The 25,272-nt window shown below is 62.1% G+C and carries 23 protein-coding genes and 1 pseudogene; 13 read left to right on the top strand and 11 right to left on the bottom strand.

The features are described 5' to 3' along the window. Positions 1–95 precede the first annotated feature (95 nt). Together KSS94_RS12345 and KSS94_RS12340 are read left to right on the top strand one after the other, a co-directional pair. Positions 96–995 (top strand): annotated as a pseudogene (locus KSS94_RS12345) (LysR family transcriptional regulator). Between the two features lie 89 nt (positions 996–1,084). Next, entirely contained in the window at positions 1,085–1,894 is an 810-nt protein-coding gene (locus tag KSS94_RS12340; RefSeq protein ID WP_217843250.1) for an alpha/beta fold hydrolase, read from the top strand. 102 nt (positions 1,895–1,996) lie between these two features. Here the strand turns inward: KSS94_RS12340 and KSS94_RS12335 are convergent, their stop codons facing one another. The 3 genes from KSS94_RS12335 to KSS94_RS12325 form a co-directional block, all read right to left on the bottom strand. Beyond that, positions 1,997–3,367, bottom strand: coding sequence for an MFS family transporter (locus KSS94_RS12335; RefSeq protein WP_217843249.1), 1,371 nt, complete (start codon positions 3,365–3,367; stop codon positions 1,997–1,999). A gap of 273 nt (positions 3,368–3,640) precedes the next feature. Continuing rightward, complete coding sequence (locus tag KSS94_RS12330) at positions 3,641–4,564, bottom strand: LysR family transcriptional regulator (RefSeq protein WP_217843248.1); 924 nt, start codon at positions 4,562–4,564, stop codon at positions 3,641–3,643. A gap of 173 nt (positions 4,565–4,737) precedes the next feature. Beyond that, complete coding sequence (locus KSS94_RS12325; RefSeq protein ID WP_217843247.1) at positions 4,738–6,048, bottom strand: dicarboxylate/amino acid:cation symporter; 1,311 nt, start codon at positions 6,046–6,048, stop codon at positions 4,738–4,740. A 491-nt stretch (positions 6,049–6,539) separates the two neighbouring features. Here KSS94_RS12325 and KSS94_RS12320 point away from each other — a divergent pair, with 491 nt between their 5' ends. From KSS94_RS12320 to KSS94_RS12275, 10 genes are all read left to right on the top strand, one after another. Next, the gene (locus tag KSS94_RS12320; protein ID WP_217843246.1) at positions 6,540–7,070 is read left to right on the top strand and encodes a thiamine pyrophosphate-binding protein; all 531 of its coding nucleotides are present in this window, start codon (positions 6,540–6,542) and stop codon (positions 7,068–7,070) included. After that, positions 7,058–7,654, top strand: coding sequence for a thiamine pyrophosphate-dependent enzyme (locus KSS94_RS12315; protein ID WP_217843245.1), 597 nt, complete (start codon positions 7,058–7,060; stop codon positions 7,652–7,654). Before KSS94_RS12320 ends, KSS94_RS12315 begins: the two co-directional genes overlap by 13 nt. A gap of 72 nt (positions 7,655–7,726) precedes the next feature. Next, complete coding sequence (locus KSS94_RS12310; protein WP_217843244.1) at positions 7,727–8,890, top strand: acyl-CoA dehydrogenase family protein; 1,164 nt, start codon at positions 7,727–7,729, stop codon at positions 8,888–8,890. Between the two features lie 54 nt (positions 8,891–8,944). Continuing rightward, a complete protein-coding gene (locus tag KSS94_RS12305; protein WP_217843243.1) occupies positions 8,945–10,147 on the top strand; it encodes a CaiB/BaiF CoA transferase family protein in 1,203 nt (400 codons plus the stop codon). A gap of 53 nt (positions 10,148–10,200) precedes the next feature. Continuing rightward, positions 10,201–10,950, top strand: a complete 750-nt coding sequence (locus KSS94_RS12300) for an electron transfer flavoprotein subunit beta/FixA family protein (RefSeq protein WP_217843242.1) — start codon at positions 10,201–10,203, stop codon at positions 10,948–10,950. Beyond that, positions 10,950–11,879, top strand: coding sequence for an electron transfer flavoprotein subunit alpha/FixB family protein (locus KSS94_RS12295; protein ID WP_217843241.1), 930 nt, complete (start codon positions 10,950–10,952; stop codon positions 11,877–11,879). Before KSS94_RS12300 ends, KSS94_RS12295 begins: the two co-directional genes overlap by 1 nt. 18 nt (positions 11,880–11,897) lie before the next feature. Continuing rightward, positions 11,898–12,740, top strand: coding sequence for an HTD2 family dehydratase (locus KSS94_RS12290; RefSeq protein WP_217843240.1), 843 nt, complete (start codon positions 11,898–11,900; stop codon positions 12,738–12,740). Then, positions 12,737–13,561: an HpcH/HpaI aldolase/citrate lyase family protein gene (locus KSS94_RS12285; protein ID WP_217843239.1), complete on the top strand. Its 825-nt coding sequence runs from the start codon at positions 12,737–12,739 to the stop codon at positions 13,559–13,561. Before KSS94_RS12290 ends, KSS94_RS12285 begins: the two co-directional genes overlap by 4 nt. Before the next feature lie 96 nt (positions 13,562–13,657). Next, a complete protein-coding gene (locus tag KSS94_RS12280; RefSeq protein ID WP_217843238.1) occupies positions 13,658–14,236 on the top strand; it encodes a TetR/AcrR family transcriptional regulator in 579 nt (192 codons plus the stop codon). A gap of 84 nt (positions 14,237–14,320) precedes the next feature. Then, positions 14,321–14,911, top strand: coding sequence for a glutathione S-transferase family protein (locus KSS94_RS12275; RefSeq protein ID WP_217843237.1), 591 nt, complete (start codon positions 14,321–14,323; stop codon positions 14,909–14,911). Here KSS94_RS12275 and KSS94_RS12270 read toward each other — a convergent pair. After that, a complete protein-coding gene (locus tag KSS94_RS12270; RefSeq protein WP_217843236.1) occupies positions 14,908–15,819 on the bottom strand; it encodes a LysR family transcriptional regulator in 912 nt (303 codons plus the stop codon). The two genes, KSS94_RS12275 and KSS94_RS12270, sit on opposite strands and share 4 nt — an antisense overlap. Positions 15,820–15,987: 168 nt before the next feature. Here KSS94_RS12270 and KSS94_RS12265 point away from each other — a divergent pair, with 168 nt between their 5' ends. Next, positions 15,988–17,385, top strand: coding sequence for an aldehyde dehydrogenase family protein (locus KSS94_RS12265; protein ID WP_217843235.1), 1,398 nt, complete (start codon positions 15,988–15,990; stop codon positions 17,383–17,385). Between the two features lie 104 nt (positions 17,386–17,489). Here KSS94_RS12265 and KSS94_RS12260 read toward each other — a convergent pair whose 3' ends face one another. The 7 genes from KSS94_RS12260 to glcF form a co-directional block, all read right to left on the bottom strand. Next, positions 17,490–18,857 carry an MFS family transporter gene (locus tag KSS94_RS12260; RefSeq protein WP_217843234.1) on the bottom strand — a complete coding sequence of 456 codons (1,368 nt, stop codon included), beginning with the start codon at positions 18,855–18,857 and terminating at the stop codon, positions 17,490–17,492. A gap of 117 nt (positions 18,858–18,974) precedes the next feature. Continuing rightward, positions 18,975–19,628 (bottom strand): alpha/beta hydrolase, encoded by a 654-nt coding sequence (locus KSS94_RS12255; RefSeq protein ID WP_217843233.1) that lies wholly within the window; start codon positions 19,626–19,628, stop codon positions 18,975–18,977. Between the two features lie 34 nt (positions 19,629–19,662). Beyond that, complete coding sequence (locus KSS94_RS12250; protein WP_217843232.1) at positions 19,663–20,802, bottom strand: MFS transporter; 1,140 nt, start codon at positions 20,800–20,802, stop codon at positions 19,663–19,665. Between the two features lie 128 nt (positions 20,803–20,930). Then, positions 20,931–21,239, bottom strand: a complete 309-nt coding sequence (locus KSS94_RS12245; RefSeq protein WP_217843231.1) for a hypothetical protein — start codon at positions 21,237–21,239, stop codon at positions 20,931–20,933. A gap of 170 nt (positions 21,240–21,409) precedes the next feature. Beyond that, the gene (locus tag KSS94_RS12240) at positions 21,410–23,593 is read right to left on the bottom strand and encodes a malate synthase G (protein ID WP_217843230.1); all 2,184 of its coding nucleotides are present in this window, start codon (positions 23,591–23,593) and stop codon (positions 21,410–21,412) included. 19 nt (positions 23,594–23,612) lie between these two features. After that, on the bottom strand, positions 23,613–24,014 hold the full coding sequence (locus KSS94_RS12235) for a heme-binding protein (protein WP_217843578.1): 402 nt from the start codon (positions 24,012–24,014) through the stop codon (positions 23,613–23,615). 13 nt (positions 24,015–24,027) lie between these two features. Next, positions 24,028–25,272 (bottom strand): glycolate oxidase subunit GlcF, encoded by a 1,245-nt coding sequence (gene glcF / locus KSS94_RS12230; protein WP_217843229.1) that lies wholly within the window; start codon positions 25,270–25,272, stop codon positions 24,028–24,030.

The raw sequence follows: 25,272 nt of genomic DNA, 5'->3' as shown, positions 1-25,272 counted from the left end.
TCTTGTAGGTGAGGCTTGAGTATCTGCGCCGAGGTTTGATACGTATATTACGAAGAAGCTAAGCTTGTCATACCCCAAACCTATGGAAGATTGCTGTGATCAATTTTCGTTTGATACGCCATCTGTGGCTGTTCCTGGCAGTTGCCGAGGACCAGAACTTCAGCCGCGCGGCCAAGCGACTGGGCATGTCGCAGCCGCCGTTGACCGAGCAAATCCAGGCGCTCGAACAGTCCCTTCGCGTGCAACTGTTCACCCGCTCGCGCCGTGGCGCCCAGCTCACTGCAGCCGGAGCAGCAATCCTCCCGGCAGTGCGCAAGTTCGCTGACCAGCTGGAGCGGCTGGAGTTGGCGGTCCACGAGGCAGTGACCGGCCATGCTGGCGTGCTGACCATCGGGGCGATCACATCGGCCATGATCGATGTGCTGCCCCCGTTGATCGCGCGATTCAAGCAGGACCACCCGTTGATCACGGTTTCGGTTCGAGAGATCGACAGCGCCGAGGCGATTCCCGCGCTCGAGGCTGGCGATATCGACATCGCGTTTGCGCGCCTTGAGGGCCACCTTGGCCGGCACCTGCAGTCGATGCCTCTGTCGGAGGACCGCCTGGCCGTCGCGATGCCCAAGGACCACCCTCTGGCCGCCAATGAAGCCATCGACCTGAAGACGCTTGCCGATGAAACGCTCGTGATGGCCTCAAGAGACGTAAGCCCTGTGTATTTCGATTATCTGGTGGGGCTATGCAAAGCCAGCGGCTTCGCGCCGCGCATCGTGCATCAGGTCCGCTCGGTTTCGTCGCAGGTGGCGTTCGTCAGTTGTGGCTAGGGCATCGCCCTGGTGCCGACGTCAATGGACAAACTGGCGCCGGAAAATGTGCTGGTGCGGCCTTTGCAGCCGCAAGTGAAGGTTGTCACCACGGCCATGGCGTGGCATGGGGTCAACGGTAACCCGCTGGTGGATGCGATGATCGATCAGGCCAAACAAATTTTTCCATCATAGGCTGGGCATATGACTGGGTTCGCGGCTTCGTATTTTACAAAAGACAGGACTGGACCGACATTGACGCCACTGTAAAAGGAGCTCCCACCGTGGCAAACCCTGCTCGCTTCACTCACGAGAAATTGCCGTTGAACATCGACGGCGTGTTGCTGGATCTGGCAGTGATCCATCGATACGGTCCCAAGGCCCCCATCCTCTTCCTGCATGGTTTCGGTTCGACCAAAGAAGACTATGCCGACATCACGCTGCAGCCCGCATTCGAAGGTCACCCCTTCATTGCCTACGATGCGCCTGGTTGCGGTGAAACCGAATGCAGCGATCTCTCCCGCATCAACATCCCCTTGCTGGTGCACACGGCCCAGGCCGTACTTGCACACTTTGGCATCGACAAATTCCATCTGGTCGGTCACTCCATGGGGGGCTTGACCGGGCTGATGCTCGCTGATGCGGCGCCAGAGCGCGTGCTGAGTTTCGTCGACATCGAGGGCAACATCGCGCCCGAGGATTGCTTCCTCAGCCGGCAGATCCACGATCACAAACGCGACGATGACGCACGTTTCTTCTGCGACTTCATCGAACGCACCCGGCTTGCCGCCGACCCTGCCAGCGCGCTTTATGCGGCGAGCCTGGCGCACAAGGTGCGCACCGGGGCGGTCCGCGGCATCTTCGAGTCCATGGTTGAGCTGTCGGATAACGGCGGTCTGATGAAGAAGTTCCTGGCGCTGCCTTTCCCGCGCCAGTACATGTACGGCGTCACCAACTCGCACCTTTCCTATCTGGACGACATCGCAGCCCAAGGGGTGCAACTGGCTTGCATCCCAGATTGTGGCCACTTCCCGATGTATTCCAACCCGGCGCTGATGTGGCAGCACATCAAGGCATTGCAAGACCGCGCCTGACCTGGATCACCAACTCTGGGCACTGCTGCGCTGAGTGCGGCCAGAAATGAGCATTGATGGCTCCAGGCAACCCATTGTGCAGTTACCCCAAGCCTGCGGACTTCAGTTACGGGCGGACGTATAGCCCGGGCTCGAGCGCCAGCCAGTGTTTTCTTCGACCGCACCAGAACCGTCAAGGTAGCCGTGCTTGCGCAGATCGGGCATGAGCACCGCAGCCAGCAAGGTGATCGCGCTCATGGCGGCGACGTAGTAATAGAAAATCGACTCGACACCGGCGCCTCGCAACATCAACGCGACGTACTCGGCCGTGCCGCCGCACAAGGCATTGCCAATCGCATAAGGCAAGCCAACACCGAGCGCACGCACCGTGGCCGGATACAGGTCGGCTTTCAGCACACCGGTCACTGGTGTGTAGAACGCTGCGATCAGCAACCCGCCCATGACCAGCGCAAAGGCCTCGTACGGGTTGCTGACGTTCTTCAGCCCGCTCAGCAAGGGCACGATGAACACACTGGAAAGCACACCGAAGGCGATCATGCTGTTGCGCGAGCCGATCCGGTCAGCCAGCATCCCGTAGACCGGCTGCAGGCACATGAACACGATCAGCGCTGCGGTCATGATGACGCTGACGGTGGCGGGGTCAAAACCTGCGCTGACCACCAGGTACTTCTGCATGTAGGTCGAGAACGTATAGAAATGCAGCGAGCAGCCTGCCGTGATCGCCATGGTCAGCAACACCGCCTTTTTGTGACGCATCAGGGCTTTGATCGACCCGGCCTCTTTGTGCTTGCTGTCCTTGGCGTGGGCGGTTTCCAGCATCGAGCGGCGCAGGTACACCACCACCAGCGCACTCACCGCGCCGATCAGGAACGGGATTCGCCAGCCCCAAGCCTTCAGCTCGTCCAGTGCCAGCACATTCTGCAGCACCACCACGGTGAGCAAGGCCAGCAACTGGCCGGCGATGATGGTGAAGTACTGGAACGAGCCGAAGAAGCAGCGCTTGCCGGTGCTCGACACTTCGCTGATGTAGGTTGCGCCAGTGCCGTATTCGGCGCCGACCGAAAGCCCCTGCATCAACCGGGCGATGAGCAGGAGCACCGGGGCGGCCATGCCGACGCTTTCATAGGTGGGCAACACGGCGATCATCAGCGAGCCGCCGCACATCAGGAACACCGAGATGATCATGGAGAAGCGCCGGCCGCGGGTGTCGGCCAGGTAGCCAAAGATCCAGCCACCCAGCGGGCGCATGAAAAAGCCGACGGCGAAGATACCTGCCGTGGCGAGCAGTTGCGTGGTCTGATCGCCTTGCGGGAAGAACAGCGCGGCGAAGTAGATCGAGGTATAGGCGTAGATGAAGAAGTCGTACCACTCCACCAGGTTGCCGGAGCAGGCGCCAAGAATGGCGCGGATGCGTTGGCGGTTGGTCAGGTTACGGATGTCGGACGAAGCAGCATTATTGTTGTTGGCGTGCATGGGATGACTCCAGATTCTGGGCGAACGCAAGGAAGGAACAGCAGCGTCGGATTACTGGCTGGGAGTCGTTGCAGATATGAATGAGGGGGACGGCAGAACGCGAGGCGATGTAACACACATCTTGGGGGTACCTTTGGGGATCTATTATTTTACAAGTCAGTCAAAGGGCACTGACTCTTATTCCCGGGCAAAGCTACGCCCTCGCCCTGACAGCGGCCAGACCGCCGGGGCTCTAGCAGTTATGCTGCGATTGAATAGCTCAGGCGTGGCGGCTCAGAGCATGTGCCCGGCCCAGATCCCCTGCTCCACCAACTCCGAGGCAATCTCGACGAAGGTCTGGCCAACATAACGCGTGGCGGGGCTGACATGCCGGTCTGCCGGGGACACCAGCACCAGCTTGCGCATGGGGGTCGGGTCGATCAGCGGCGCGGCGCACAAGGTGCCGTCCTTTAGTTGAGCGTAGATCGACGCCAGCGGCAAGGCCGTGAAACCAAAGCCGTTGCGGACCAGGTCGATCATGGCGCCGAAGGAGTCGGCTTCGACGCTGGTGGTGATCTTGAACCCGCGCTCCAGCGCGCACTGGTCCATGATCTTGCGCAAGCCGTGGCGCGGGCTTGGCAGCACCATCTGCTCCTCGGCCAATTCGGCGAAATGCACGGCGGTATCGCAGTCCAGGCCGGCTTCGGGTGGGCCGACCAGCACCAGGTTTTCCATCATCACCGGCTCGATGCGCAGCGTGTGCAAGGGTTGCGGGTCGTAAGAGATGGCGAGCTCCAGCTCGCCACGCTGCAGCCAGTCCAGCAGGTAGCCACTGAACGCGGAAGAGAAGCGGATGGACAGGTCCGGGTGGGTATCACGAATGCGCTTGACCAAAGGCACCGTGACGATCTCAGCGATGGTCGGCGTGGTGCCGATGGCGACCATGCCCCGAAACGCAGCGCGCCCGCCGGCAACGGAACTGCGGATGGCTTCGAGCTCATCCATGATGCGCGTGGCACGCTCCAGCACCTCGAGCCCTGCCGGGGTGATTTCCATGCCCCGGCCATGCCGTTCGAACAGGTAAACGCCCAGTTCCTTTTCCAGTTGCCGGATCTGCCGGCTCAAGGCTGGTTGCGCCACATGCAGGCGATCGGATGCCTTGCTCAAGCTGCCAAGCTCGGCCACGTGGATGAGGGTCTTGAGTTGCACTACGTCCATCGGTCAACCATTGCTAACAGGAAGGCAGCGCCCTGTAACCGGCGCTTTCGGGACAGTCTAATCAGCGGCCAGGGCAGCAGCTATACAATTTGGACATATCAGATAGTCACCTGCAGCACTCACTGATGCAGGCATTGGCCTTGCCGCTGATCAGGCATGACCAATGCCTGGCTTCAATTCATCACAGGCTCGTCCGCTCTGCTCGGCGCAGCCGCTACATCCGCTTTGCCCAGGCCAGGCTCTTGCAACCCGGGCGCCTGCAACTCCCCTTCCCACTTGGCCACGACGGCGGTAGCAATGGAGTTACCCACCGCGTTGGTGGCCGAGCGCCCCATGTCGAGGAAGGTATCGATACCCAGAATCAGCAACAACCCAGCCTCCGGGATATCGAACTGCACCAGCGTGGCGGCGATCACCACCAATGACGCACGTGGCACACCCGCGAGCCCTTTGGAGGTAAGCATCAGCGTCAGCAGCATGAGAATCTGTGTTCCGAGCGTCATTTCGATGCCGTAGGCCTGCGCAATGAACAGTACGGCAAAGGTGCAGTACATCATCGAGCCGTCCAGGTTGAACGAATAACCCATGGGCATCACGAAACTCGAGATCTTCCGGTTCACACCAAAGCGATCGAGCGCCGCAAGCAGTTTCGGGTAGGCGGACTCGGAACTTGCGGTGGCAAAGGCCAGCAGAAATGCCTCCTTGATCAGTGCCAGCAGGGCAAACACGCGGCGCCTGAGAAACAGCATGCCCGCCAGTACCAGCAGGCACCAGAGCAGCACCAGGCCCAAATAGAAGTCGCGCATGAACACGGCGAAGGTCACGAGAATAGACAGGCCATTGACCGCCACGGTTGACGCCATGGCGGCCATGACGGCCAGAGGCGCCAGTTTCATCACGTAGCCTGTGATCTTCAGCATGGCCTGCGCCAGCTCATCCGTCAGCCGTACCAGGCCTTTGGCTTTTTCACCCAGCGCAGCCAGCGATACGCCAAAGAACAGCGAGAACACCACGATCTGCAGGATCTCGTTGTTGGCCAACGCCTCGGCAAACGACCTCGGCACCAGATGGGTGACGAAGGCCTTGAGCGTGAATGCGGAGGTCTCAAGCGATGCGTTCTGATGAACGTCAGGCAATGGCAACGCCAGGTGATGACCGGGCTGCAGGAAGTTGGCCATCATCAACCCCACCGCCAGCGACAGCAGTGAGGCACTGAGAAACCACAGCATGGCCTTGCCGAACACGCGCCCGACCGCGCTGGCATCGCCCATGTGGGCAATGCCGACCACCAGCGTGGAAAACACCAGCGGCCCTATGAGCATTTTGATCAGACGCAGGAACACATCAGAGATGACGGAAATGTAGCCCGCAGTCGCCACCGCCTGGGCTTTGTCCGGGCTGGTGAGAAAAATGACATAGCCCAGCAGCACACCCAGCGCCATGGCCAGCAGTATCCAGCCCGCCAGCGGAAGTCTGAATTTCATGTAGCACCTGTTTTATCCAATAAGAGGATCCGTCAGCAGCGAGGCCGTTACGGAACGAGATAGGACAGTGCAAGAAGCCGGAATCGGCTATGAGGGGACAGAGCGGTTGCAGGTGACTGCTCTCGCTCGATCGAGCGCCAAACGAGATTGCCCAGTTTGCGAATGAACATGATGCGACCCTCAGTCTTATTGTTGTTTTGAGCGGCTGTGCCCGAACGGCTCAACCGCACATTCAAACTAACGTCTCACCCATCACTTCACTAACCACTCCCCAGGCCTAACAGCTATGCCGGTTTTCAATAACCCGGCATGCCACGGCGCAGCCATACCCCAAGTGATGCGTCTGACGGTCGCATACCCTGGGAATGCCTGGCCTTGCGCCAGAAGCTATGCTTTTGCGGCATATCTCAAAGAAAAAAACGGTAGTCGTCCTCCCGGCCTTCTCTCGCCATGATGTGGAAAAACAAGAGCAGCCCTGCCGGGAGATACCCATGTCATCGCAAGAAGCTGAACAGAACTGGCAAGAGGACGTGTTCCGCGTCCTCAAGGCCCACGACGTCAAGCATGTCGTGTTCGTACCGGACGCCGGCCACTCGGCCGCCATCCGCATGTCTTATGAAGACCCTGATATCAAGGCCGTGGTGCTGACCACCGAGGAAGAAGGCATCGGCTACCTCGCGGGTGCCTGGCTGGGCGGCGAGCGCGGCGCCTTGCTGATGCAGTCCAGCGGCGTCGGTAACTGCATCAACACCCTCGCCCTGCAGAACTGCGCGGGTTTCCCTCTGCTGATGGTGGTGACCATGCGCGGTGACTGGGCTGAGTTCAACGCCTGGCAGAACCCTATGGGCCAGGCCACCGAGGCCTCGCTCAACCTGATGAAGGTCATGACCTGGCGCGCCGACAAGCCGGAAGACGTCGCCCCGTTGCTGCATGGCGCCGCCACCATGGCCTTCAACGGCGATGCCGCCACCGCCCTGCTGCTCGGCCAGCGCCTGATCGGAGAAAAGAAATGGGTCAAGTAAGCGCCAACCACGTGCTGTGCCGCCGCGAAGTGGTGCGCACGCTGCTCGCCGACCGCAGCGACCTGCTGGTCGTCACCGGCCTGGGTTCCGCCTCCTACGACGTGATGGCCGCCGGCGATCACGCCAACAACTACTACCTCTGGGCCGCCATGGGCAGCGCCATCACCGTTGGTTTGGGTCTGGCCAATGCCCAGCCAGACAAAAGCGTGGTGGTGATCACCGGTGACGGCGAATTGCTGATGGGCTTTGGCGCGCTGGCGACCGTGTCCCTGCAGCAGCCGAAGAACCTGACCATCGTGGTGCTGGACAACGGCCACTTCGGCGAAACCGGTATGCAGGTTAGCCACGCAGGCTTCGGCATCAAGCTGGACCAGGTGGCCGCGACCTGCGGCTTTGCCTGGACTGACGAAATCCGCGAGATGGACGGCGTGCACGGGCTGCGTGAGCGCTTCGCCAATCGCGACGGGGTAAAGCTCGCCACCGTGAAGATCAGGGCCGAAAACCCGCCGCGAGTGCTGCCGCCGCGCGACGGTTATTACATCAAGAACCGTTTCCGCGCCGCACTGGGCTTGCAGCCCATCTGACCGTGTTTACGGGTGGGGCTGGTGGCAGAACCACGATGACGCCACCGGCCCTGCCCACCCTGGAGAGTGACCATGACCGAATACAACCACGAAGAGCTCAACGCCATCCGCGAAGGCGTACGTGCCCTGTGCAGCGACTTCCCTGCCGAATACTGGCGCAAGATCGATGAAGAAAAAGGCTTTCCCGAGGCCTTCGTCAAAGCCATGACCGACGCCGGCTGGCTGTCGGCGATGATCCCCGAGGAATTCGGCGGCTCCGGGCTGGGCCTGGCAGAGGCCTCGGTCATCCTGGAAGAAGTGAACCGTTGCGGCGGCAACTCCGGGACCATCCACGGGCAGATGTACAACATGTTCACCCTGCTGCGTAACGGCAGCGAAGAACAGAAACGCTATTACCTGCCCAAGCTGGCCAGTGGCGAGCTGCGCCTGCAGTCGATGGGTGTCACGGAGCCGACCACCGGCACCGACACCACCAAGATCAAGACCACTGCCGTGCGCAAAGGTGACAAGTACATCATCAACGGCCAGAAAGTCTGGATCTCCCGAGTCCAGCACTCCGACTTGATGATCCTGCTGGCCCGCACCACGCCACTGGTCGAGGTGCAGAAGAAGGTCGACGGCATGTCGATCTTCCTGGTCGACCTGCGCGAAGCCATCGGCAACGGCCTGACCGTGCAACCGATCGCCAATCTGGTGAACCACGAAACCAACGAACTGTTCTTCGACAACCTGGAAATCCCGGCCGACAGCCTGATTGGCGAAGAAGGCAAGGGCTTTCGCTACATCCTCGACGGCCTGAATGCCGAGCGCACGCTGATTGCCGCCGAGTGCATCGGCGATGGCCGCTGGTTCACCGAAAAGTCTGCCCAGTACGCCCGTGACCGCGTGGTGTTCGGCAGGCCCATCGGCCAGAACCAGGGCGTGCAGTTCCCGATCGCCGAAGCGCACATCGAAATCGAAGCAGCCGACCTGATGCGCTGGGAAGCTTGCCGCCAGTACGACAGCGGGCAGAACGCCGGCGCTGCCGCGAACATGGCCAAGTACCTGGCCGCCAAAGCCAGCTGGGAAGCCGCCAACGCCTGCCTGCAGACCCACGGTGGCTTCGGCTTTGCCAACGAATACGACGTGGAGCGCAAGTTCCGCGAAACCCGCCTGTATCAGGTGGCGCCAATCTCCACCAACCTGATCCTGTCGTACGTGGCCGAACACCTTCTGGAACTACCACGCTCGTTCTGATTCAGCGCCCCCTTGCCCGGCAAGGGGTCTGCCATGACAAGAGAGACGATACTCATGAGCCAGTCCAAGGCACAGCGCCCCCTCGATGGCATCACCGTCATCAGCCTCGAACACGCCATCGCGGCGCCCTTCTGTACGCGCCAGCTGGCCGATCTGGGCGCCCGGGTGATCAAAGTGGAACGCCCCGGCAGCGGCGACTTCGCCCGGGGTTACGACCAACGCGTCAATGGCCTGGCTTCGCACTTCGTATGGACCAACCGTTCGAAGGAAAGCCTCACCCTGGACCTCAAGCAAGGTATCGCCGGTGACATTCTCGACCAGTTGCTGGAGCAGGCCGATGTGCTGGTGCAAAACCTGGCGCCCGGCGCCGCCGCCCGCCTGGGCCTGAGTTTCGAAGCGCTGCATGAGCGCTTCCCCAGGCTGATCGTCTGTGACATTTCAGGCTACGGCGTCGGCGGGCCTTACGAGCAGAAGAAAGCCTACGACCTGTTGATCCAGAGCGAAGGCGGTTTTCTCTCGGTAACCGGTGGCCCGACTGATGACCAGATGGCCAAGGCGGGCAATTCCATTGCCGACATCGCCGCCGGCATGTATGCCTATACCGGCATCCTTTCGGCCGTACTGCTGCGGGAAAAGACCGGGGTCGGCAGCCAGGTCGAGATTTCGATGCTGGAAAGCCTGGTCGAGTGGATGAACTACCCGATGTACTACGCCTACGAGGGTGCCCCGCCACCACCGCGCGCTGGTGCCGCCCATGCCACGATCTATCCCTACGGGCCGTTCCCGATTGGTGATGGCAGCACGGTGATGCTCGGCTTGCAGAACGAACGGGAGTGGCAGCTGTTCTGCCAGCAAGTGCTGCTCGACCCGGCGCTGGCCGAGGACGAGCGCTTTGCCGCCAACTACAAGCGCGTGGCCAATCGCGATGCTTTGCGCGCGCTGATCGTCCAAGCCTTTGCCACCCTCGACTTCGACACTGTAATCCAGCGCCTGGAAAGCGCCAGCATCGCCAACGCCAAGGTCAACGACATGCAGGGTGTCTGGCAGCACCCACAATTGAAGGCGCGCGAGCGCTGGCGGCAGATCGACACGGCTACCGGCAGCGTGCCCAGCCTGCTGCCACCCGCCACCAGCAACGCCTATACACCGCGCATGGGCCCTGTCCCTGCCCTTGGCGAGCACAGCGAGGCCATCCTGGCGGGGCTGGGTTTGCCAATCGAACGCATTCAACAGCTGCGCGCTTCAGGGGTCATCTGACCCCTCTTTTTCAACGCCTGCTGTTCCCTGATCCAGAACGAGTATTACTGCTTATGAAAGTGCTGGTCGCTATCAAACGTGTGGTCGACTACAACGTCAAGGTTCGCGTCAAGGCGGACAACTCCGGCGTCGACCTTGCAAACGTCAAGATGTCCATGAACCCCTTCTGCGAAATCGCCGTGGAAGAGGCCGTGCGCCTGAAGGAAAAAGGCGTGGCCACCGAGATCGTGGTCGTTGCCGTTGGCCCGGCCACCGCCCAGGAGCAGCTGCGTACTGCCCTGGCGCTGGGCGCCGACCGCGCCATCCTGGTCGAAGCCGCCGATGAACTGAACTCCCTGGCCGTGGCCAAGGCGCTGAAAGCCGTTGTCGACAAGGAGCAGCCGCAGCTGGTCATCCTCGGCAAGCAGGCCATCGACAGCGACAACAACCAGACCGGCCAGATGCTTGCCGCGCTGACCGGCTTTGCCCAGGGCACTTTCGCCTCCAAGGTTGAAGTGGCAGGCGACAAGCTCAACGTCACTCGCGAAATCGACGGCGGCCTGCAGACCGTTGCCCTGAACCTGCCGGCTATCGTCACCACCGACCTGCGCCTGAACGAGCCGCGCTACGCGTCGCTGCCGAACATCATGAAGGCCAAGAAGAAGCCGCTGGAAACCGTCACGCCAGACGCGCTGGGCGTAACGCTGGCCTCCACCAACAAGACCATCAAGGTTGAGGCCCCGGCTGCCCGCAGCGCTGGCATCAAGGTCAAATCGGTAGCTGAACTGGTCGAGAAACTGAAGAACGAGGCAAAGGTAATCTGATGGCGATCCTGGTACTTGCAGAACACGACAATCACTCACTTGCCTCTGCCACCCTCAACACCCTGGCAGCGGCCAACCAGATCGGCAGCGAAATCGTCGTGCTGGTGGCCGGCCTCAACGCGGCAGATGTAGCCTCTGCTGCTGCGCAGATTGCTGGCGTCAGCAAGGTACTGCTGGCCGATGATGCGGCTTACGCGCACCAGTTACCGGAAAACGTCGCTCCCCTGCTCGCCAATCTGGGCCGGGACTTCAGCCATGTACTGGCGCCGGCGACCAGCAATGGCAAGAACATCCTGCCGCGCGTTGCCGCGCTGCTGGACGTCGACCAGATCTCCGAGATCATCTCGGTCGAAGCCGCCGACACCTTCAAGCGCCCGATCTACGCCGGTAACGCCATTGCCACCGTGCAATCGAGCGCACCGGTCAAGGTCATCACGGTACGTACCACCGGTTTCGATCCGGTTGCTGCCGAAGGTGGTTCGGCTGTCGTAGAAGCCATCGGTGCCGCGCAAAACGCCGGTATCTCGGCCTTCGTCGGCGAAGCGCTGGCCAAGTCCGACCGCCCAGAGCTGACTGCTGCCAAGATCGTCGTTTCCGGCGGGCGCGGCATGGGCAACGGTGACAACTTCAAGCATCTGTATAGCTTCGCCGACAAGCTCGGCGCCGCCGTCGGTGCTTCGCGCGCTGCGGTCGACGCAGGTTTCGTGCCCAACGACATGCAGGTCGGCCAGACCGGCAAGATCGTCGCGCCACAGCTATACATCGCCGTCGGTATTTCCGGTGCGATCCAGCACCTGGCCGGCATGAAGGACTCCAAGGTGATCGTTGCGATCAACAAGGACGAAGAGGCCCCGATCTTCCAGGTGGCCGATTATGGTCTGGTGGCTGACCTGTTCGAAGCCGTGCCCGAACTCAGCGACCAGCTCTGACCACAAGAGGACATCAGCATGACCACACAAGACTTCAGCGCCTGGATCGGCCGCAGTGAAAACTTCGAGGAGCGCCTTACCCATAATCTGGTCAAGCGCATCGCTGCAACCTTGAGCGAACCATGCCCGGCCCCCGGCGAAGCCTTGCCGCTGCTCTGGCACTGGGCGTTCTTCCAGCCGGCGGTGGACGCCGCAGGCCTGGGTAGCGACGGCCACCCTGCCCGTGGCGGCTTCCTGCCGCCGGCTGAAAACCGCAACCGCATGTGGGCTGGCAGCCGCCTGCAGTTCATCAGCCCGCTGCGCGTCGAAGCCGATGTCATGCGTCGCTCGACGGTCATCAAGGCCGAAGAGAAACAGGGCCGCAGCGGTGCCCTGCTGTTCGTGACGGTTCGGCACGAGTACCTGCAGGACGGCACCACGGCGCTGATCGAGGAGCATGACATCGTCTACCGCGAGCCCAGCCCGCCCAAACTCGGCGGCACAGATGCCGCGCCCGAGGCGCAATGGCAGGAGCCGGTCACACCGGACGCGACCCTGCTGTTCCGCTATTCGGCGGTCACTTTCAATGGCCACCGCATTCATTACGACTGGCCTTATGTCACCGAAACCGAAGGTTACCCGGGGCTGGTGGTGCACGGCCCGTTGATCGCGACCCTGAACCTGCGCGCCTTCCAGCGCGCCAACCCGCACGCCCAGGTTCAGCGCTTTGCATTCCGTGGCCTGCGCCCGTTGATCTCGCCAACGCCGTTCGACGTCGGCGGGCGTCTGCTCGAAGCGGGCAAGGCCCAGGTCTGGGCGACAGCAGCGCATGGCATGGCCCAGACCGGCGAAATCGAATTCACCCTGGAGAATCCGCAATGAGCCCGGTAATTGTCCGGACGGCGCTGTTCGTCCCCGCCACCCGGCCTGAACGGATAGGCAAAGCGCTGGCCAGTGGTGCCGACCGCGTGATCGTCGACCTTGAAGACGCCGTCGAGGAAGCTGCCAAGGAGCAGGCGCGAGAAAACCTGCATCAGTTCCTCAGCGATCATCCGCAGGCAGAGGTGCTGGTACGGGTCAATGCCCCCGGGCACTGGGCGTTCGACGCCGACCTTGCGCTCTGTCACCGCCATGCCGGGGTGGCCGGTGTCCTCTTGCCGAAGGCCGAAACCGTTCAGCAGATCGAGCGTGCGCATGCTACCGGCAAGCCGGTGCTGCCGATCATCGAAAGTGCCAGGGGCCTGGTCGCCCTGCCCCAACTGGCCGCGGCAACAGGCGTCGAGCGCCTGTCGTTCGGTAGCCTGGATCTGGGCCTTGACCTGAACCTGGGCACCGGCAGCGAAGCGGCTGCGCAGGTTTTATCCCACGCCCGCTACGCGGTAATCCTGCACAGCCGGGCCGCTGGCCTGGCGGCACCGCTCGATGGGGTCTTCCCGAGCATCCAGGACGCAGACGGGCTCCATGAGCATGTGCAGTTTGCCCGGGACATGGGCTTTGGCGGCGCCCTGTGCATCCACCCCAGCCAGGTCGCGGTCATTCACCGTGCTCTGCAACCTTCTGCCGCAGAACTGGACTGGGCCCGCCGCGTGGTCGCTGGCGCCGACAGCGGAGCGGGCGTCTTCACCCTCGACGGTCAGATGGTAGACGCGCCGGTGATACTGCGCGCCCGTGCACTGTTGCAGCTCGTCAATCCGCACTCTTGATCCGCGTTACCGCCCCTGGTGCCGGGCTGCCCATGTTCTGACGGACCGGGCACCGGACACCAGGGGCTCCTCGACAACCCCGAGAAGTCCATCGCCATGCCTCAGCACGCACACTCTTGCCGTGACGGCTTGCTCCAGGTGGCAAGTGAATTGATGGCCGAAATTGGCTACGCCGCCATGAGCATGCGCCAACTGGCGGCACGCGCCGGCCTGCAGCCCGGCAGCCTCTACAACCATGTCGCCAGCAAGCAGGACCTGCTTCTGGACGTGCTGCTGTTCGCCCTGGCCCAGCGCCTGGAAGCCTGGCGTTGCAGCACCTACCCACGCAACCTGCAGGGCTACCTGCGGTTCATGCTGGACCGTCAGCACAGCCACCCTGGCGAACAGCTGCTACTGCGTCACGAAGTGCGGCATCTCACCAGAAAGCAACGTGGTTGGGTGCAGGCTGCACAACAACGATTACGTGATCCGCTTCAACAGTACATCGCCCTCGAACAGCACGGGGCAGCTGACATTACCGGGGTATGCGAAGCGGTGCTGGCCTTGCTCGACTCGGCCGACAACCTGCGCCGCCGGGAAGCGCCCATGGCAGAAGCGGCGATCGAGCGCTGGGTGATGCGCATGAGCTGCTTGCTGATCGGGCCGTGCCAGTCACCGGTGTTAGGGAAAGGTTAACGCCTGCTTTGGGAATGACTGATTCCAAACACGCCTGACCCGTCGGATCATGGCTTGCAGACTCAACCGACAGCGGTTCGCGACATGAAACTGTTCATCAGCTCCACCTCCCCTTTTGCCCGCATCGTCAGGATCCTGCTGCAGGAGAAAGGCATTGCCCACGAAGAAATATTGGTCGACCCCTGGGCGTCGCCCGCAGCACTGATCGACGCTACGCCCACGGGTAAGGTTCCGGCCCTGGTCGATGCTGGCGTAGCGATCAGCCACAGCCTGCTGATCGCCCAGTATCTGGAAGCTGCCTACCCGGAACAGGCCCTGGCAGTGCCTTCGGCCTGCGAAATGGCGCAGAGCGCGCTGGCCTTCGGAGCCCTGGAAGCCTTCGCCTCGATCATCATCGGCCGCCGCACCCGCCCGGACTTCGATGACGCTCCCGTCGGCCTGCGCCGACGCGGCGCCATCGAGGATGCCCTGCAACGCCTGAACGCCGGCACACCGACACACACCGAGGGCAGCATGCCGAGCCTTGCCAACATCATCACGGTAGTGTTGCTCGATGCTGTGCGTTTTCGTTTCGGCAACGCCCATTGGGTGCCAGACGTTCCAGCGCTGGATGCGCTGAGTAACCAACTCAATCAACGCGTTCCATTTGCCAGCACCCGCCCCGTACTGGCCTAACCTGGCTGCTTGCCAGAATCGTCTGAGGCCGGGCGCATCAGGTTGATCAACGCCTTGACGCAGCCCGGCAGCGCGTCGAAGTCGCGCACCAGAATACTGCGCTCGCGCAGCGCCCAGGGTTCATCCAGCTGCACCACCGACAGCCGCAGGGTTTTCTGGTGCCTGAGCGCTGCCGACTGCGGGATGATGCCGATACCCACACCCGCCTCCACCATCCGGCACAGTGCCTCGAAACTGGACACCTGAATCCGCCACGACAGGTTTCTACCTGCCTGTTCGGCGTGTTCGCGGACGAACTCATGCAGCGTGCTGCCTTCCTGCAGCCCCACCTGGTGATATTCCAGTGTGTCGGCCAGGCGCAGCGGCTGCCCACGGTCCAGCGGGTGCCCGACCGGTACCACCAGCACCACCCGGTCGGTACTGAAGTGGATCACCTCCAGGTCCTTGGCGGTGATGGTGCCGGCAGTGATGCCAAGGTCAGTGGAACCTTCCAGCACGCCGCGCACGATATCCCTCGAAGAGCGCTCTTGCAGGTCTATGGTTACCCCGGGGTTGCGCCCCAGATACCCCGCAAGAATCTCCGGCAGGAACTCGGTCACCGCCGTGGTGTTGGCGAAGATGCGAATGTGCCCGGAGCCATCGGCACCGTACTCGTCGAACTCGGTTTTCAGGTAGCCGACCTGGCGCATGATCACCCGGGCGTGCTTGAGCAGGCGCTGGCCGGCTTCTGTCAGTTCGGTGCCGCGGCTGGCCCGGTACAACAGATGAGTGCCCAGCTGGGCTTCCAGAGCCTTGATCCGCACACTGGCAGCAGCAGGTGACAGGAAAGCCCGCCTGGCCCCCTGGGTCAGGCTGGGCGCCTCGGCGATCTGAATGAACAGCGCCAGGTCCTTGAAATCGACATGCATGGAGGACTTACCCGAATCAATGGTGCTGACAGATTAACGCAGTTGCACCCTCAGCGTTTAGCTTTGCCTAACGCCTCCTTTGAGAAATGCCGATTTTCCTTAACGCCCGCAGGGGCTAGGCTTTGATCCAGAACATGATTCCCCAGCTTTAGCTACGAGGTTCGAGCAATGACTCAGCATTCGGTGTATTCCCCCTACGACCAGAGCCTGGTTGGCCAGGTAGCCATTTCCACTGCCGAGGATGTCGACGCAGCCCTGGCCAGGGCCTATGCGCTGTTCCGGGATCGCAAAGGCTGGCTGCCGAAAATCACCCGCATGCAGATTCTCGAGCGTGCGGCTGAGCTGATCGGCGCCCGCCGCCAAGCGATTGCCTTGCAGGCTGCACGTGAAGGCGGCAAGCCCTTGAAGGACTCGCTGACCGAGGTGGACCGCGGCGTCGAAGGTATCCGTAACTGCATAGAGGTGCTGCGCGCCGACGCAGGTCATGTGATTCCCATGGGCCTCAATGCGATATCCACCGGCAAGGTGGCGTTCACCCAGCTTGAGCCGATTGGCGTGGTGACAGCGATCTCGGCATTCAACCATCCGTTCAACCTGATCATCCACCAGGTGATTCCCGCCATCGCCGTAGGCGCCCCGGTGGTGGTCAAGCCTGCGGCCAATACGCCGCTCAGTTGCAAGGTGATCATCGACATCCTGCTCGAAAGCGGCTTGCCCGAAGGCTGGGCGCAGATGGTGATGCCACTGGACACCGAGGTGGCTGGCAAGCTGGTAGCCGATCCGCGCGTGGGTTTCTTCTCCTTCATCGGCTCCGCGCCGGTCGGCTGGATGCTGCGCTCGAAGCTCGCCCCGGGCACACGCTGCGCGCTCGAACACGGCGGTGTGGCACCGGTGATTGTCGCTGCAGACGCAGACCTCGATGACGCCCTGCCGCGCCTGGCGCGCGGTGGTTTCTGGCATGCCGGGCAAGCCTGCGTCAGCGTGCAACGGGTGTTCTGCCACCGCAGTATTGCCCGCGAGGTCGCCCAGCGTCTGGGTGAACTTGGCGCCGGGCTGAAGGTGGGTGACCCAAGCAGCGAGCAGACCGACGTCGGCCCGTTGATCCACGAGCGGGAAGTCAAGCGCGTCGGCCAGTGGGTCGAGGAAGCGGTCACAGCGGGTGCCGAGCTGATTTGCGGCGGGGCCGCCCTGGGCAACAACTGCTACGCGCCCACCGTGCTGCTCGACCCGCCAGCGGATAGCCAGGTGATGCACAAAGAAGTGTTCGGCCCGGTCATCGTGGTCTACAGCTATGACCAACTCGATGAGGCGATAGCGCTTGCCAATGCCCTGCCCTACGCGTTCCAGGCAGCCGTCTTCACCCGCGCCCTGGACACTGCCATGCAGTGCTACCAGCAGTTCGATGCCTCGGCGGTGATGGTCAATGAAAACACGCTGTTCCGTGTCGACTGGATGCCGTTTGCCGGCGTTCGCCAGTCGGGCCATGGTGTCGGCGGCATTCCCCACACCATGAAGGAGATGCAGACCGAGAAAATGATGGTGTGGCGCTCCAAGGTGCTGGAGTAACAAGGGGAGGCCATCATTCTGGCCTTCATGCCGATTGCGACGGTGCGCCTGAAACCCGCTGGTGCACCGCCGTCCATCCCACCGCGCCAAGGTTAACTGCTGAGTTAACTGCTGACTTGCCCCGAAAACAGCTTGCGTGCAATGCGCTTGCGCAGGCCGATGTTTTCCTCGACCTTGCCGTCACCGTCCAGGTAGCCATGCTTGCCCATATCTGGCATCAACCAGGCCGAGATCAAGGTAATCGCACCGATCGCCGCCACGTAAACGTAAAACACCTCTTCCCTGCCCATCGAGCGGAAACTCAGCGCAACGTACTCGGCCGTGCCGCCAAACATCGCATTACCCAGCGCATAAGGCAGCCCTACCCCCAGGGCACGTACCGTTGGCGGATACAGGTCAGCTTTCAGTACACCGGTAACCGGGGTGTAGAACGCAGCGATGAGCAACCCACAGAGCACGAGCGCGAAGGCACTCAATGGATCGTGGACATTCTTGATCGCTGTGAGTAGCGGGATCACCAGAAAAGTTGAAAGCACACCGAAGATGATCATGTTGCGGCGCACCCCGATCCTGTCGGCGAGAAGCCCGAATACCGGCTGGCAAAACATGAAAATCACCAGCGCCGCCGCCATGATCATGCTCACGGTCGGCGCAGCGAGGCCGACGCTGACCACCAGAAACTTCTGCATGTAGGCCGTGAACGTATAGAAATACAAAGAGCAGCCAATGGTGATGGTGAAGGTCAACAACACTGCACGCTTGTGCTGCATCAGGGCCCTGATCGAGCCGGACTCCTTGCGTTTCATGTCCTGTTCGGTCGCGGTCTCGCGCATGGTCCGGCGCAAGTACACCACGACAATGGAAGCCAGCGCACCGATCAGGAACGGCACACGCCAGCCCCATGCTTTGAGGTCCTGCTCGCTCAGCAGCATCTGCAGTACTGCCACCGTCAACAGCGCGAGCAGTTGGCCGGCAATGATAGTCATGTACTGGAAGGAGCCGAAGAACGAGCGGCGCCCGGCACTGGAAACCTCGCTGATGTATGTGGCGCCTGTACCGTATTCGGCCCCGACCGACAGGCCCTGCATCAGCCGCGCGATTACCAGCAGGACAGGCGCAGCCACACCGATCGACGCATAAGTGGGCATCACCGCGATCATCAATGAGCCACCGCACATCATGAACACCGAGATGATCATCGAAATCTTGCGACCGCGGGTGTCAGCGATGTAGCCGAAGATCCAGCCACCCAGCGGCCGCATGAAAAAGCCCACGGCAAAGATCCCGGCGGTGGCAAGCAGCTGGCTGGTCTGGTCACCGGCGGGGAAGAACAGGGACGCGAAGTAGATCGAGGTGTAAGCGTAGATGAAGAAGTCATACCACTCCACCAGGTTGCCGGAACAGACGCCGACGATTGCGGTGGTGCGTTCTTTGCGCGTCAACGGGTGCGCCGTGCTTTGCTCTGCGTTCATGGAAGTACCCTTGTTGTTCTTGTTTTACCGACTCGGGTACAGCTTTGCACAGCGCCGTTTGGGGAGAAGACCGGCCCCCGGCCTATCAGATATGCCTGCCGGGCATGGCCCGCTGTATCACAGATTGGAGAGCCGCTTCTGCTCCAGGTGAGTGATCACCTGGTCGGCCACGCTGTTCAGGCAGCCCTTGAAAAAATGATTGACGCCTGCATGGACAGAAACACTTCGATGCTCGGGTGCCGCCCATTGCAGCAGGTTTGCGAGGGGCGCCATTTCATCGAGTTCGCCATGGGCCAGCAGGCAGTCGGTCGGTACAGGCAACCCTGGATAATGCCGCCCACCCGGCACATCGCCGACCGGCAGACCGAGCAAGGCAACGGCTTGCAATTGCCCTGAGAGCGCGCAGGCAACCCGGGCAAATACGTACGCGCCAAAAGAAAAACCGACGATGGAAACGGGAAACTGCGGATACTGCCGCCCGAGATACTCAATGACGGCAAGGCTGTCTTCAGTCTCACCGAGGCCGGCGTCGTGCTCGCCATCGGTCAGCCCGACGCCACGAAAGCTCGGCCGAACCACCCGCCAACCGTTAGCGCAGAGTTGCCGGGCCAGGGTCAACGGCACCACATGACGCGGGCTTCCACCCAACAACGGTTGTGGGTGACTGACCAGCACGATGCCTTTGGTCTGGCCCTCGGGATGATCCACCAACAACTGGATGCGCCCGACCGGCCCATCGATCAGTACTTCTTCCCGCTCTGTGCTCGACATGTCATTGCATCCTGAAAGCAAAAAATCGTGGCCATCACGCCCCCTGCTGCGCATTCGCGTCACAAAGCAGCGAACGAAGTACGAGCACCACCAGCACAACGTTGGCCAGCGCCAGTGCGCAAAGCGCGGCGAGCACGCCCATGGCACCAAAGTGCTGCAACAGATATCCACCAATCAAAGGCGTCAGTGCCTGGCCGAGCAGTGAGGGGCGCGACATCTTGCCCATCAGCGCAACATACTGCGCCGGCGGCATCAACGCGAGCGGCAGCAAGCCCCTGACGATGGCCCGCAGACCATTGCCACTGCCATACAGCAGCAGGCCCAGCGCTGTCGCGCCGGGCGCCAGCGCCACCAATGTCACGCCCACCGCGACCAGCAGCGAAGACACCAGCGCAGTCCAGATCGGGTGGCGTTTGCTGGCAAGGATTTGCAACACCCGCGAGGCAACCTGGCTCGGCCCCAGCAAGGCGCTGAGCCCGATTGCAGCAGCCAGCGAATGACCCAGCCCTTGCAGCACGGCTACAAGCTGCACGGAGATGGCGGTCATGATGATCGCGCCGAGGGCGAAGATGCTGGTCAGCAGCAGGTACAAGCGCCGATCCACGATTGCCGTGGCCAAGGAGGGTGCGATTTTTGAAGCTTGTTTGTGTTGCCCGGCTGGCAGCACCCACAGGTACAACGGCGCCACAGTAACAATCAACAAGATGCCATAGCCCATGCACGCCGCACGCCAGCCGAACTGTTCGATGGCCAGGGCCAGCAGCGGCCAGGTCACTGTGGTAGCGAAGCCGGAGATCAGCGTGATGCCGGTAATTGCCCTACCTGCCCGCTCGGTATACAGCGCTCCCAGGGTGGCGAACAAGGCCTCGTACAGCCCCATCGCCATGCCCGTACCGATGATTATCCAGGCAAGCATGAACACCGGCAGGCTCTGGCAGTTTGCAACGATCAACAGGCCGATACCCACTACCACGCCGCTGCCAGCAAGCTGCATGCGCCCGCCATAGCGCGCCACCAGCCGGCTGGAAAACGGTGCCAGCAGCGCAGAGACCAACAAGCCAAGCGACAGTGCGCCATACACCCAATGGCTGTCCCAGCCCATCTCCTGCGTGATCGGCTCGGCCATCACCGCCAGCAGAAAGAACGAACCACCCCAGACCAGAATCTGCAGCATACCCAGGCAGAAAATGCCCAGAACCCCGGGAAGACGCACAGCACTGTTCACACTACAACCTTCGGACGTTGAATAACCTGCGCCATATTAGAAGCGGCTCGATTGAGCTGCTATTCAATAGCGGCATATCAGCTATGGCCATTGGTGAACCGAACGAAGCGCAAATGGCCGATGGCGACGACTAGCGTATCGTCCACAGGAAGCTGCCCGCCATGGGTTTCAACGCTTTTGGCCTGCTCTATTGCGACCCAGCCATGGAGTTTCACTGAAGTCCAATTTGCACCACCTCGACAGCTTTCAGAAAGTTTTCGAAAACTCTGGGCTGTTAATAGCGGGGATCCCGACAGCCTGTAATCAACTCCCACCCAAATAAATGGTCGCAAGTTATCAAGAATGCCGAACCAACCTCTACCGCCTGCATCGACGGGCGAAGACATGCACACCGCCCTTACCGTGATCGCACTCGGTGGCAGATAGAACGGGTAAATGAAAGCGAGTGGCGTAACACTCTTGTAGCCCCGGACGGCCGGCAACTTGACCAAACCGCGAATGAACAGGCTGCAGAGCGTCAACCTGGCGCTGACGCCCCACGTTCATTGCCCCCCCTTCAGCCCAAGGGGTGCCGTTTTTTGTACATCAAGCGGTACCGATGAAGTAAAGGCTCGGTGTACCCAGCCGGCTGGGCAAGCCCTTTGAACACCAACGCGCACGCAGCCTCGAACGCCGTCGAGGCTTCAAAATCGGCTGCCATTGGCGTGTAGGCCGCATCATCGGCGTTCTGCTGGTCCACCACCGCGGCCATGCGCTTGAGGGTTGCCATCACCTGCTGCTCGCTCGCCACCCCATGATGCAGCCAGTTGGCCATGTGCTGGCTGGAAATCCGCAACGTGGCGCGGTCTTCCATCAGGCCCACATCATGAATGTCCGGCACCTTGGAGCAGCCCACACCCTGCTCGACCCAGCGCACCACATACCCCAACAGGCCTTGCGCATTGTTATCGAGCTCTTCTGCAATCTGCTCAGCGCTCCAGCCAGCTTCCGCCACCGGCACGCTGAGCAACCCTTCCAGCAACGCGTCGCGCTGGCTGGCCAGATCGGTCTCTGCCAACTGCGCCTGTACGGCTTTTACATCCACCTGGTGGTAATGCAGCGCATGCAAGGTGGCCGCAGTAGGCGAAGGCACCCAGGCCGTATTGGCACCGGCACGTGGGTGGGCAATTTTTTGCTCCAGCATGGCGGCCATCATGTCGGGCATCGCCCACATGCCTTTGCCGATCTGCGCTCGCCCACTCAGCCCGCAAGCCAGGCCCACCAGTACGTTGTTGCGCTCATAGGCATCGATCCACGGCGTGCGCTTCATATCGCCCTTGCGCAACATCGGGCCGGCGTGCATGGCGGTGTGGATCTCATCGCCTGTGCGGTCCAGGAACCCGGTGTTGATGAAGGCTACCCGCGCCTGGGCTTGTGCGATGCACGCGCGCAAGTTGACGCTGGTGCGCCGCTCTTCATCCATGATGCCCATTTTCAGGGTGTTCAGCGGTAGCTTCAGCAACAGCTCCACGCGGCCAAACAGTTCGTTGGCAAAGGCCACTTCGGCGGGGCCGTGCATTTTTGGTTTGACGATGTACATCGACCCCAGGCGCGAGTTACGCCCGGTGCCCAGGTCACGCAACGAGGCCAGTGTGGTCACCACGGCATCGAGAATACCCTCCGGGATTTCCTGGCCCTGTTCATCCAGTACCGCAGGGTTGGTCATCAGGTGGCCGACGTTGCGCACGAACATCAGCGAGCGCCCAGGCAGGCTGAAGGCCTGGCCATCACCGGCCAGGTACTCGCGATCAGGGTTGAGGCGGCGGGTAAACGCACGGCCGCTTTTGTACACCACCTCCTCCAGGTCGCCTCGCATCAGGCCCAGCCAGTTTCGGTACACCTGCACCTTGTCGGCGGCATCCACGGCGGCGACCGAGTCTTCACAGTCAAGAATGGTGCTCAGCGCCGCCTCCAGCAGCAGGTCTTCAACGCCTGCGGGGTCGGCTTTGCCGATGGCGCTTTGGCGGTCAACCTGGATCTCCAGGTGCAACCCATGGTGCTTGAGCAAGACCGCCTTGGGCGCATCAGCAGCCCCTTGGTAGCCCACGAACAAGGCCGGGGTAGCCAGCGCGGCCCTGGCGCCAGCGGCCAGCTCGACCTGCAGTTGGCCGTCAACCACCTGGTAGCCGATGGCATCGGCATGGGAGCCGTTGCTCAGCGGTGCCACCTGGTCGAGCAACTGCTTGGCGAATGCGACCACCTTGGCGCCGCGCTCCGGGTTGTACTGGCTACCGGCTTCGGCGCCGCCGTCGCTGCTGATCGCATCGGTGCCGTAGAGGGCGTCATACAATGAGCCCCAGCGCGCATTGGCGGCGTTCAGCGCATAGCGGGCGTTGGACATCGGTACCACCAGCTGCGGCCCGGCTTGGCTGGCCAGCTCCTGGTCAACGTTGGCGGTGCTGATCTTGACTGCTGATGGGTCTTCGACCAGATAGCCAATGTCACGCAAGAATGCCTGGTAACCCGGCATATCGGTGATCGGCCCGGGGTTGGCTTTGTGCCAGGCGTCGAGTTGCCCTTGCAACTGCTCACGGGTGGCCAGCAGCTGGCGGTTTTTCGGGGCCAGGTCGTGCACCAGGGCGTCAAAGCCGGCCCAGAAGGCGTCGCTATCGATACCGCTGCCGGGCAGCGCTTCGGTTTCCAGAAAATCCACCAGTACCGGGGCAACTTGCAGGCGCTGGCGTTGGGTGCGTAGGGTCATGAGCCGTTCCTCTTGACTGTCAAACGAGTGCGGTAGCGCCAGCGCGGGCGATCTGGGCGTCCTGATCGGCTTTTACCCCGGACACCCCCACGGCACCGACCACCTGGCCATTGATGATCAGCGGCACACCGCCCTCCAGCGAGGTCAACAGCGGCGCCGACAAAAACGCACTGCGCCCGCCATTGACCATGTCTTCATAGGCCTTGGATTCGCGCCGGCCGAGCGCTGCGGTGCGGGCTTTTTCTACAGCGATGTAGGCACCGATGGGGGCGCAGGCATCAACGCGCTGCAGTGCGATCGGGTGGCCGCCATCGTCAACCACGGCAATGGCGACGGCCCACTGGTTGGCCGCAGCTTCGGCTTCGGCGGCGTGCAGAATCTGGGTGGCCTCTTGCAGGCCCAATACCGGTTTGCTGTTCATCATGTCTCCAAGGTCAGGAACCAGTGGCACGTTGAGCGGGGTTGCCCAGCGCTTCGTCTACGATTTCGATCCAGTGCCGCACCGGGGTGCGCCCGGCACCGCCCAGGTGGCTTTGGCAGCCGATGTTGGCCGTGGCGATCACCTGGGGTGCGCCGCTTTCCAGGGCGTTGAGTTTGTTGTCGCGCAACTGGCGCGACAGCTCAGGTTGGGTGATGGCGTAAGTGCCGGCCGAGCCGCAACACAGGTGGGCATCGGGCACCGCCGTGAGGTGAAAACCCAGCCGGGTGAGCACGCCCTCCACTGCTCCACCCAAGCGCTGGGCGTGCTGCAAGGTGCAGGGGCAATGGAAGGCCAGCTTCAGGTTGGTGGCGATGCCCAGGGCCTCGAGCTCCGTCTTGGCCATGACTTCAACCAGGTCGCACGCCAGCTCGCTGATGCGTTTGGCTTTGCCGGCGTAGGCCGGATCATCCGCCAGCAAGTGGCCGTAATCCTTGACGAACGCACCGCAGCCGCTGGCAGTGAGCACAATGGCTTCGGCCCCTGCCGACACGTGCGGCCACCAGGCATCGATATTGCGCCGGGCGCGCTGCAGGCCTTTTTCCTGGGCATTGAGGTGGTAGTCAACAGCGCCGCAGCAGCCGGCTTCTTTAGCGGTTACGCAGCTGATACCCAGCCGGTCGAGCACCCGCGCCGTGGCGTTGTTGGTATTGGGCGACAGCGTGGGTTGTACGCAGCCCTCCAGCAGGATCACCCGGCGAGCGAAGCGCGGCGCTGGGCGAATGCCCGCCGGCGCGACCTGGCCGGGCACTTTGTTTTTCAGGGCTTGCGGCAGCAGCGGGCGCAGCGCCTGGCCGGTTTTGAGCAGCGTGTGGAACAGCGCCGGGGTGGGTAACACCGCCCTCAACGCCCCGCGCAACGCGCGCTCACCGTGCGAGCGCGGCACCGCCTCCTCCACCACCGCCCGGCCGATATCCAGCAGGTTGTGGTACTGCACACCCGAGGGGCAGGTGGTTTCGCAGTTGCGGCAGGTCAGGCAGCGGTCCAGGTGTTCGCGGGTGCGTTCGGTAGGCGCCTGGCCTTCAAGCACCTGCTTGATCAGGTAAATGCGCCCACGCGGGCCGTCAAGCTCGTCGCCCAGCAGTTGGTAGGTTGGGCAGGTGGCATTGCAAAAACCGCAATGCACACAGCTGCGCAGTACTTTTTCGGCTTCGGCGCCACGCGCCAGGGCGCGGGCCTGGTCACTGAGTCGGGTTTGCAT

This window comes from Pseudomonas fakonensis (assembly GCF_019139895.1).
Lineage (GTDB): Bacteria > Pseudomonadota > Gammaproteobacteria > Pseudomonadales > Pseudomonadaceae > Aquipseudomonas > Aquipseudomonas fakonensis.
This window is presented reverse-complemented; position numbering and strand designations above follow the sequence as displayed.